The organism is Streptomyces sp. SX-6, assembly GCF_059089585.1.
This window is the reverse complement of the sequence record NZ_JBTHHU010000035.1, coordinates 65,382-75,791: the sequence shown is the minus strand read 5'-3', so window position 1 is coordinate 75,791 and position 10,410 is coordinate 65,382. Positions and strand designations below refer to the sequence as shown.

General features: G+C 70.8%; 9 protein-coding genes. 5 read left to right on the top strand and 4 right to left on the bottom strand.

The genetic code is table 11. The features are described 5' to 3' along the window. Positions 1–149: 149 nt before the first annotated feature. Positions 150–1,124, bottom strand: a complete 975-nt coding sequence (gene iolC, locus ACV530_RS30570; protein ID WP_494335899.1) for a 5-dehydro-2-deoxygluconokinase — start codon at positions 1,122–1,124, stop codon at positions 150–152. A 60-nt stretch (positions 1,125–1,184) separates the two neighbouring features. Between iolC and ACV530_RS30565 the strand changes: the two genes are divergently transcribed. The 3 genes from ACV530_RS30565 (at position 1,185) to ACV530_RS30555 (ending at position 2,969) form a co-directional block, all read left to right on the top strand. Continuing rightward, positions 1,185–2,213, top strand: coding sequence for a Gfo/Idh/MocA family protein (locus ACV530_RS30565; RefSeq protein ID WP_494335898.1), 1,029 nt, complete (start codon positions 1,185–1,187; stop codon positions 2,211–2,213). Between the two features lie 212 nt (positions 2,214–2,425). Beyond that, the gene (locus ACV530_RS30560) at positions 2,426–2,632 is read left to right on the top strand and encodes a helix-turn-helix transcriptional regulator (RefSeq protein WP_494335897.1); all 207 of its coding nucleotides are present in this window, start codon (positions 2,426–2,428) and stop codon (positions 2,630–2,632) included. A 103-nt stretch (positions 2,633–2,735) separates the two neighbouring features. Beyond that, on the top strand, positions 2,736–2,969 hold the full coding sequence (locus ACV530_RS30555; protein ID WP_494335896.1) for a heavy-metal-associated domain-containing protein: 234 nt from the start codon (positions 2,736–2,738) through the stop codon (positions 2,967–2,969). A 518-nt stretch (positions 2,970–3,487) separates the two neighbouring features. Here ACV530_RS30555 and ACV530_RS30550 read toward each other — a convergent pair. Beyond that, positions 3,488–4,777 (bottom strand): citrate synthase, encoded by a 1,290-nt coding sequence (locus tag ACV530_RS30550; protein WP_494335895.1) that lies wholly within the window; start codon positions 4,775–4,777, stop codon positions 3,488–3,490. Positions 4,778–4,945: 168 nt separating this feature from the next. Then, positions 4,946–7,168: an SF1B family DNA helicase RecD2 gene (gene recD2 / locus ACV530_RS30545; RefSeq protein WP_494335894.1), complete on the bottom strand. Its 2,223-nt coding sequence runs from the start codon at positions 7,166–7,168 to the stop codon at positions 4,946–4,948. Positions 7,169–7,429: 261 nt separating this feature from the next. On the opposite strand from recD2, the gene ACV530_RS30540 reads away from it, so the two are divergent. Further along, entirely contained in the window at positions 7,430–8,227 is a 798-nt protein-coding gene (locus ACV530_RS30540) for a sugar phosphate isomerase/epimerase family protein (RefSeq protein WP_494335893.1), read from the top strand. Positions 8,228–8,318: 91 nt separating this feature from the next. Then, entirely contained in the window at positions 8,319–9,740 is a 1,422-nt protein-coding gene (locus ACV530_RS30535; RefSeq protein WP_494335892.1) for a S28 family serine protease, read from the top strand. A gap of 10 nt (positions 9,741–9,750) precedes the next feature. Here ACV530_RS30535 and ACV530_RS30530 read toward each other — a convergent pair whose 3' ends face one another. Continuing rightward, positions 9,751–10,353: a hypothetical protein gene (locus ACV530_RS30530; protein WP_494335891.1), complete on the bottom strand. Its 603-nt coding sequence runs from the start codon at positions 10,351–10,353 to the stop codon at positions 9,751–9,753. Between the last annotated feature and the right edge of the window lie 57 nt (positions 10,354–10,410).

The window sequence follows — 10,410 nt, the reverse complement described above, 5'->3', positions numbered from 1 at the left end:
CAATCGCCGGACGGGCTACAAGTCAGCCCGTCCGGCGATTGAGGACGAGCGGCGAAGCCGCGACAAGGGGGCCCGGGGGCGCAGCCCCCGAAGCGGGGTCTGGGGCGGAGCCCCAGGAGACGGCGAGAGGGTGGGGCCGGGGCAACATCTCACGCCCGGCGGGCGAGCAGATCCCCCACCTCCGCCGGCGTCGGCATCGCCGAAGAGCACGCGAGCCGCGAGGCGACCAACGCCCCGGCGGCGTCCGCGAAGCGGAGGACGTCGGCCAGATCCCACCCCGCGAGCAGCCCATGGCACAGCGCCCCGCCGAACGCATCGCCCGCACCGAGCCCGTTGAGGACCTCGATCCCCGCCGGCGGCACCTCCGCCACCACGCCGTCGCGGTGCACGGCCATGACACCCCCGGGGCCCCCGAGCCCCCGCTTCACGACGGCGAGTTCGGCCCCGGCGGCGAGCAGGGCCCGCGCGGCGGCGCGCGGTTCCCGCTCCCCCGTGGCGGCTTCGCACTCGTCCGGGCTGCCGACGACCACCGTGGCGCGGGCGAGCGCGGCCGCGTAGTACGGCTGCGCCGCAGCCGCCCCGCCGGCCCAGAACGCCGGGCGCCAGTCCAGGTCGAGGACCGTGACGCCGCGCCGCGCCCGCGCCTCGAGCGCGGCGAGCGTCGCACCGCGGCTGGGCTCGTCGCACAGCCCCGTGCCGGTCATCCAGAAGATCCGGGCGGCACGGATCGCGTCGAGGTCCAGCTCCTGTGCCCGGATCTCCAGATCGGGCGCCTTGGGGCGGCGGTAGAAGTACAGAGGGAAGTCGTCCGGCGGGAAGATCTCGCAGAACGTGACGGGCGTGGGGTACGCGGCCACGGGCGTCACCCAGCGGTCGTCCACGCCGAAGCCCCGCAGCGCCCCGTGCAGGAAGTCACCGAACGGGTCGGCACCGGTGCGGCTGACGAGCGCCGTACGGCGTCCCAACCGGGCGGCCGCGACGGCGACGTTGGCCGCCGTACCGCCCAGGAACCGGCCGAACGTCTCGACCTCGGCCAGCGGCACCCCGGCGCGCAGCGGATAGAGGTCCACCCCGAGGCGGCCCATGGCGATCAGGTCGTACGGTCCGGCAACCGGGACGCTCATGGCTCAGGTGTAACGGGTCCCAGGGGGTTTGCCCCCGGGAAACGGTGAAAGGGAACCCGCATGGCACACCAATCCCTCCGCATCGGTCTGCTCGGTGCAGGCCGCATCGGCTCGTTCCACGCCCATACGCTCCGCGAAGACGAATCCGCCGAGCTTCTGATCGCCGACGCCGACCCCGCACGGGCCGCGGCGCTCGCGGAGCGGACCGGGTCCCGCGCCGCCGGCTCCGTGGACGAGGTCTTCGGCGCCGGCGTGGACGCCGTGGTCATCGCCTCGTCGACCGCCTCCCACGCCGAGCTGATCACCCGCGCCGCGCGCGAACACCTGCCCGCCTTCTGCGAGAAGCCCGTCGCCGCGGACCTGGCGGGCACGGCCCGCGCGCTGCGCGAGGCCGAGGCCGCCGGGTCCCTGCTCCAGATCGGCTTCCAGCGCCGCTTCGACGCCGGGTTCCGGGCGGCCCGCGAGGCGCTGCGGTCCGGGCGGCTCGGCCGAGTGCACACCATCCGGGCCGTCACCTCGGACCCCGAGCCGCCGCCCGCGGAGTTCCTGCCGCTGTCCGGCGGGCTCTTCCGCGACTGCATGGTCCACGACTTCGACGCCGTCCGGTGGCTGACGGGACGTGAGGTGGCCGAGGTGTACGCGCGGGGCTCGGACGGGGGCGCGGCCTGCTTCCGGGAGGTCGACGACGTCGACACCGCCTCCGCGCTGCTCACCCTGGACGACGGCACGCTCGTCACCGCGACCGCCACCCGTTACAACGGCGCCGGTTACGACGTGCGGACGGAGCTGTGCGGCGAGCGCGACCAGTGGGTCGTGGGGCTGGACGACCGTACGCCCTTCACCTCCGCCGAGCCCTTCGGACCGGGCGCGCCGGAGAAGCCCTGGCCGGGCTTCCTGGAGCGGTTCGAGGGGGCGTACCGCGCGGAGCTGGCCGCCTTCGTGCGCGCCGTGCGCGACGCGGACCGCAGCCCCTGTCCCGCACGCGAGGGCCTGCACGCGCTGCTCGTCGCCGAGGCGTGCGAGGTCTCGCGCCGGGTGAACCGGCCGGTCAGGCCCGCGGACGTGGCCGTGGCGGCCGGGATCGACTGACCTCCGGCCCCGCACACACCCCGCACATACCGTCACCCCTCGGTTACGGACGTCACATCCGGGCGAGGCTTCTGTCACAGCCGCTCGACAGCCCTACAGGGCCCGTCGGCCATGTCGTTCACCGGAGACAGGCTGGTGATCAAGAAGGCAGCGCCGCATTCCCCCCAGCGGAACCCCCTCCGCGGCTGCGGCGCGGCGGAGAGGCGCGAGAGATGACCGACCGTCGACTCTGGTCCTACAAGGAGATCGCAGCACACATCGGGGTGCAGACCGACACCGTGCGCTCCTATCGCAAGCACGGACTGATGCCCGCCCCGGACCTCACCGAGGGCGGCAGGCCCTACTGGTTCGCCGACACGATCCGTATCTGGGTGGCGGCACGCCCGGGCAACCGTTCCCGTGGCGCCCGTCACGTCTGAAACTCCCTCACCTCACACCCCCGATCGATACCCCCAGGGGGTATAGTGGCGACGAGCGCGGGCACCAGCCGTGCGGTTCACCACTTCCCCGAGGAGCATCGCCATGACTTCCGAGACGAACACCACGTCCACCGTCGTCTACCAGGTGACCGGCATGACCTGCGGTCACTGCGAGGGCGCGGTCAAGAGCGAGATCTCCGAGATCGCGGGCGTCACCTCCGTGGAGGCCGTGGCCGCGACCGGCAAGGTCACCGTCACCGCCGCGGGCGCGCTGGACGACGAGGCCGTGCGGGCCGCCGTGGACGAGGCGGGCTACGAGCTCGTCGGCCGCGCCTGATTCCCGCCGACCGGCCGACCGGTCGGCAGCCAGGGAAATTCCGAGGGTCCTGAGGTGAAATTCAGGGCCCTCGCCCCTTTGCGTCCACTTTGCCTCGAGACCTAGATCACAGCATTTTGGAGGTAACCATTCCGGGGGGTGCTTGGTCTAACCAGGCAGTGCTGGGTCGTCTTGGGGGACGACACCGGCCACGCGTGGCCGGGGCACGTACCCGGGGAGCTTTGAGCGGCCCTCCCGTACGTACGCGTCCCGGCAGATGCGTACGGAGCCACGAGAGCGCACAGGCGCGCCGATGACTCCCGGGCGGATCCCGTGGGGGGAATCCGAACCGGGACGGAAAGCGCCCCGCTCCGACCCGTGGGGGGATCGGACGCGGGGCGCTTTTCATTGTTGCCCTGTACATCTGCTACGTCTGCCTTGTACATGTGATGACGCGCAAAGACGCAGATGACACACAAAGGACGCAAAAGCGCCCCGCCGTGGGCGGGGCGCCTTGGTGTTGCCGTGTTGCCGTGGGGTCAGCGCTGCTCGACCGGCACGAAGTCGCGCTCGACGACGCCCGTGTAGATCTGGCGCGGACGGCCGATGCGGGAACCCGGCTCCTTGATCATCTCGTGCCACTGGGCGATCCAGCCGGGGAGCCGGCCGAGCGCGAAGAGCACGGTGAACATCTCGGACGGGAAGCCCATGGCCCGGTAGATGAGACCGGTGTAGAAGTCCACGTTCGGGTAGAGGTTGCGCGAGACGAAGTAGTCGTCGCTGAGCGCGTGCTCCTCGAGCTTGAGGGCGATGTCCAGCAGCTCGTCGGACTTGCCGAGCGCGCCCAGGACGTCGTGCGCGGCAGCCTTGATGATCTTCGCGCGGGGGTCGAAGCTCTTGTAGACGCGGTGCCCGAAGCCCATCAGGCGGACGCCGTCTTCCTTGTTCTTCACCTTGCGGATGAAGGCGTCGACGTCGCCGCCGGAGGCCTGAATGGACTCCAGCATCTCCAGCACGGCCTGGTTGGCGCCGCCGTGCAGCGGGCCCCACAGGGCGTTGATGCCGGCGGAGATCGACGCGAAGAGGTTGGCCTGCGAGGAGCCGACCAGGCGCACGGTGGAGGTGGAGCAGTTCTGCTCGTGGTCCGCGTGCAGGATCAGCAGCTTGTCGAGGGCGTTGACGACGACCGGGTTCAGCTCGAACTCGGCGGCGGGCACCGAGAACGTCATGCGCAGGAAGTTCTCGACGTAGCCGAGGTCGTTGCGCGGGTAGACGACCGGGTGGCCGATCGACTTCTTGTACGCGTAGGCCGCGATCGTGGGCAGCTTGGCGAGCAGCCGGATCGTCGACAGGTGGCGCTGCTTCTCGTCGAACGGGTTGTGGCTGTCCTGGTAGAAGGTCGACAGCGCGCTGACCACGGAGGACAGCATGGCCATCGGGTGGGCGTCGCGCGGGAAGCCGTCGAAGAAGCGCTTGACGTCCTCGTGCAGCAGGGTGTGCTGGGTGATCTCCTGCTGGAAGGCCGCCAGCTCGTCGACGGTGGGCAGTTCACCGTTGATCAGCAGGAAGGCGGTCTCGAGGAAGGTACTGCGCTCGGCGAGCTGCTCGATCGGGTACCCGCGGTAGCGCAGGATGCCCTGCTCGCCGTCGAGGTAGGTGACGGCGGACTTGTAGGCGGCCGTGTTGCCGTAACCGGAGTCCAGGGTCACCAGACCGGTCTGGGCACGCAGCTTGCCGATATCGAAGCCCTTGTCGCCGATGGTGCTGTCGACCACCGGGTAGGTGTATTCGCCGTCCCCGTAACGCAGTACTACAGAGTTGTCGCTCACGTCATCCCTCACCGACGTTGTGCCTCTTCTTTGAGGTGCCCTGACTACCCCTACCTTCCCCCATTTGGACGATGTACGTGCACTCGGGGTCGGCCATAGGGCCTATCTGCGGCACTCAGTGCCGCCAACTTGGCCATCCTGCCCCGTTCGCCCTGATTGGTAAACCGTTCAGAGACGAACACCACCTCCCGTCCCGAGCCTGTGATCGAGTGCCGTGCAGCGTCTGCCCGCGCTGACCGTACGCACCGCCTGACCCAGGGCGCGCCGGGAGCCCACCAGCACCACGAGTCGCTTTGCCCGGGTTACTGCCGTATAGAGAAGATTGCGCTGCAACATGGTCCAGGCCGAGGTGGTGACCGGGATCACCACGGCGGGATACTCGCTGCCCTGCGAACGGTGGATGGTCACCGCGTAGGCGTGGGCGAGTTCGTCGAGTTCGTCGAAGTCGTAGCCCACTTCCTCGTCCTCGTCCGTACGGACGGTCAGGTGCTGCTCGATCGCGTCGAGGCCGGTGACCACGCCCACCGTGCCGTTGAAGACGCCGTTCTCGCCCTTCTCGTAGTTGTTGCGGATCTGGGTGACCTTGTCGCCGACGCGGAAGACCCGGCCGCCGAAGCGCCGCTCGGGCAGATCCGGGCGGGCGGGCGTAACGGCCTGCTGGAGAAGGCCGTTGAGGTTGCCGGCGCCGGCCGGGCCGCGGTGCATCGGGGCCAGCACCTGAACGTCGCGGCGCGGGTCGAGCCCGAACTTCGCGGGGATGCGGCGGGCCACCACGTCGACCGTGAGCCGGGCCGCCTCCTCGGTGTCCTCCTCGGCGAAGAGGAAGAAGTCCGCGAGCCCCGAAGTGATGGGCGGCACACCGGAGTTGATGCGGTGCGCGTTGGTCACCACGCCGGACTGCTGCGCCTGCCGGAAGATCCGGGTGAGGCGGACGGCCGGAACCGGGCCGTCCGGAGCCAGGAGGTCCCGCAGCACCTCCCCCGCGCCCACGGACGGGAGTTGGTCCACATCCCCGACGAGCAGCAGATGGGCGCCCGGCGCGACGGCCTTGGCCAGCTTGTTGGCAAGCAGCAGATCCAGCATGGACGCCTCGTCGACCACGACCAGGTCGGCGTCCAGCGGGCGGTCCTTGTCGTACGCCGCGTCGCCGCCGGGCTTGAGCTCGAGCAGCCGGTGCACGGTGGACGCCTCGGCGCCGGTGAGCTCGGACAGCCGCTTGGCGGCCCGCCCGGTGGGCGCGGCGAGCACCACCTTGGCCTTCTTGGCGCGGGCCAGCTCGACCACGGAGCGCACCGTGAAGGACTTGCCGCAGCCCGGGCCGCCGGTGAGGACCGCGACCTTGCTCGTGAGCGCGAGGCGGACGGCCTCCTGCTGCTCGGGCGCCAGCTCCGCGCCCGTGCGCCCGGCCAGCCAGGCCAGGGCCTTGTCCCAGTCGGCGTCCCGGAAGGCCGCGAGCCGGTCGTCCTCGCAGCGCAGGAGCCTCGACAGCTGCCCGGCCAGGGAGAGTTCGGCCCGGTGGAAGGGCACGAGATAGACCGCGGTGACGGGCGATCCGTCCTCCGGGCCGGGGACGGTCTCGCGGACCACGCCCTCGGGGTCGGCCGCCAGCTCGGCGAGGCAGTCGATGACGAGCCCGGTGTCGACCTGGAGCAGCTTCACCCCGTCCGCGATCAGCCGCTCCTCGGGCAGGTAGCAGTGGCCCTGGTCGGTGGACTGGGACAGGGCGTACTGGAGACCGGCCTTGACCCGCTCCGGGCTGTCGTGCGGAATGCCGACGGCCTGGGCGATGCGGTCGGCGGTGAGGAATCCGATGCCCCAGACGTCGGCGGCCAGCCGGTAGGGCTGGTTGCGGACGACGGAGATCGAGGCGTCTCCGTATTTCTTGTAGATGCGCACCGCGATGGAGGTGGAGACGCCCACGCCCTGGAGGAAGACCATCACCTCCTTGATGGCCTTCTGCTCCTCCCACGCGGCGCCGATCGACTTGGTGCGCTTGGGGCCGAGGCCGGGGACCTCGATGAGCCGCGCCGGCTCGCTCTCGATGACGTCGAGGGTGTCCGTGCCGAAGTGGGTCACGATGCGGTCCGCGATGCGCGGCCCGACCCCCTTGATCAGGCCCGAGCCCAGATAGCGGCGGATGCCCTGGATCGTGGCGGGCAGGACGGTCGTGTAGTTCTCCACGGTGAACTGGCGCCCGTACTGCGGATGGGAGCCCCAGCGGCCCTCGAGGCGGAGCGACTCGCCCGGCTGCGCGCCGAGGAGCGAGCCGACCACCGTGAGGAGATCGCCGCCGCCGCGCCCGGTGTCGACGCGGGCGACCGTGTAGCCGTTCTCCTCGTTGGCGTACGTGATCCGCTCCAGAACCCCTTCGACCACCGCCAGTTGCACCATGGTCCGACGGTACAGCGGGGGTGTGACACGGCCCGTGCCGAGAGGGGTGGAGAAGGATTCGAGGGGCCCGGTCCGACGACCGGGCCCCTCGTGTACCCCCCTGCCCCGGCTTCCCCCTATCCCCCCGGATGCCTCCCCCGGGAAGCCGGATGACACATACGACCCCCCGGGGCGCCGCAGGGTTGCAGGCATCCCGAAGCGTTATCGATCCGTTACGGAAGGTGGTGGAGTCCCCCGCGTCCCACCGGGAAGCCGTTCACCGTGAGACTCGCCTTTTCCACACTCGGCACCCCCGGACTTCCCGTCCCCGGGGTGCTGCGCATCGCGACCGAGCACGGCTTCGACGGCGTCGAGCTGCGGGCCCACCCCGAGGAACCCGTCCACCCCGGCATCCCGCCCGCCGAACGGGCGGACGTGGTACGGCGGTTCGCGGACGCGGGCGTGGCCGTGCTGACCGTGGCGGGGTACGCCAGGGTGGCCGCCGCCGGACCGGACGAGCCGGTCCTCGCCCAGCTGGCCGACCTCGTCCGCCTGGCCGGGGACCTCGGGGCGCCGTACGCCCGGGTGTTCGCCGGGGGCGGCGACCAGCCGTCCGAGGAGGCCGACGCGCACGCCGCCCGGCGGCTCGGCGCCATCGCACCGCTCGCCGCGGACACGGGAGTCCGCGTGCTGCTGGAGACGCACGACTCGCACCGCAGGGCCGAGGACGTCGAGCGCGTCCTCGGCATCGTCGGGCACCGCAACATCGGCGCCCTGTGGGACGTGCTGCACACCTGGCTGGGCGGGGAGGAACCGGCCGTCAGCTACCCGGCGCTCGCCCCGCACCTCGGCTACGTCCAGGTCAAGGACGTGGCCTCGGCGGACGACACCGCCCCGCTGCCGCCGGGCGCGGGCGTCCTGCCGCTCACCGAGTGCGCGACGGCGCTCCACCGCGGCGGCTGGGACGGGTGGCTGTGCTGGGAGTACGAGAAGCGGTGGCACCCCGAGGTGCGGGAGTTCACGGAAGTCGCCCGGGAAGGGCGGGAGTTCCTGGGGCGGCTCGCGCTCTCCGTCACATAGAGCTGTCACATAGAGAGAAAGAAGGGGCTGGCGCGGCGCGTGTCACCCCCGGTAGGTTCGCGGCGACCTTTGCGAACCCAGGGGAGGGCGCATGCGCAAGGCTCTCAGACTGCTGCCGGCGCTGACGGTGCTCATCGGAGCCCTCGGCACCGGCACCGTGACGGCGGGAACGGCTCACGCCACCACCGAACCGGACATCAAGGACCGCATCCTGAAGATTCCCGGGATGAAGCTCCTCGACGAGTCCAAGCCCGACAAGGACCACCGGTTCTTCGTGCTGACGTACAAGCAGCCGATAGACCACCGGCACCCGGGCAAGGGGACGTTCGAGCAGCGGTTCACGCTGTTGCACAAGGCCACGGACCGGCCGACGGTCTTCTACACCTCCGGCTACAACGTCTCGACCGAGCCCCGGCGCAGTGAGCCGACGCGGATCGTCGACGGCAACCAAGTGTCCATGGAGTACCGGTTCTTCACCCCGTCCCGGCCCAAGCCCGCGGACTGGTCGAAGCTCGACATCTGGCAGGCCGCGAACGACCAGCACCGCCTCTTCGCGGCGCTGAAGCCGGTCTACAACAAGAACTGGCTGGCCACGGGCGGCAGCAAGGGAGGCATGACGGCGACGTACTACCGCCGTTTCTTCCCCAAGGACATGAACGGCACCGTCGCCTATGTCGCGCCCAACGAGCTGCGGAAGGACTCCGCCGCCTACGACAAGTTCTTCGCGAACGTCGGTGACGCGGCCTGCCGCAGGCAGCTCAACTCGGTGCAGCGCGAGGCGCTCGTGCGCCGCGACGAGATCGTCAAGCGCTACCAGAAGTGGGCCGACGACAACGGCAAGACGTTCCGGATCCTCGGCAGCGCCGACAGGGCCTACGAGAACGTGATCATGGACCTGGTGTGGTCGTTCTGGCAGTACCACCTGCAGAGCGACTGCGCGACCGTGCCCGCGACCAAGGCGTCGACCGACGAGCTGTACAAGTTCGTCGACACCATCTCGGGCTTCGACGGCTACACCGACCAGGGCCTCGAGAAGTTCATCCCGTACTACTACCAGGCGGGCACCGAGCTGGGGCAGCCGACCTTCAAGACCCCGCACCTCAAGGGGCTGTTGCGCTATCCCGGCATCTACAACCCGCGCTCCTACGTGCCGCGTGACATACCGATGAAGTGGCACCCCGGCGAGATGGCCGACGTGGACCGCTGGGTGCGCGAGAAGAGCAGCCAGATGCTGTTCGTGTACGGGCAGAACGACCCCTGGGGCGCCGAGCCGTTCCGTCTCGGCGCACGCGCCGGGGCCCGGCACGACTACCGGTTCTTCGCGCCGGGCGGCAACCACGGCTCGAGCATCTCCGCACTCGTCGCCGACGAGCGCGCCAAGGCCACGGCCGAGGTGCTGAAGTGGGCGGGCGTCGCCCCCACGGCCGTCCAGCAGGACGAGAAGCGGGCCAGGCCGCTGGCTCCGTACGACGCGAAGCTCGACCGCGCGCAGGTGGAGCAACTGCGGCGGTAGCAGCATCCGTTCAGGTCAGGCGGCGGGCGCACCCGACGGGTGCCTCGCCGCCTATCTGTACGTAGAGGTCGGTCTCGGGCGGGCAGTCGTCGCGGGTACGGGCCTTGTCCGTGATCCGGTACTCCGGCGCGTGGGGCATCGAGCCGTCGCAGGCCGTCTCCTTCACCACCCCGCGCCGCTCGGCGTAGACGCAGTCGCCCACGACCGTCAGCGGCCCGCCGCCCATGCCGGGGTCCCCCGGGTGCGGCGGGTGCAGGTTGCGCATGCAGGCGTAGCCCTCGGGCGCGCTGTCCGTCTCCGAGGTGCCGGACTCGACGGCGGCGAGGTGCAGGACGAAGTCGGTCGGCTCGGGGCACCGGGGCCCGCGCTCCTGGGGGCCGTTGTAGCGGGCCAGGACCCGGGCGAAGGCACGCGTGTCCAGGCAGTCCGTCTCCGCGAAGCCCGGCCCGGGGCCCGCGCAGGTGCCCCGGGCCAGGTAGGTCATGCTGCGCGCGGCGGCCGGAGCCTCCGGTTCCGGCTTCGACCGGTGGCTCGCGTGGTACGCGGCGAACGTCAGCGGTCCGTACAGCACGGCCAGGACGAACAGCGCCGTCGGCAGCGCGGGATGTCGCACAGCTTTCCCCCAACCCCACAGGAAGCGTCAAGAGTTACCGGACGGGCACCGGCATCC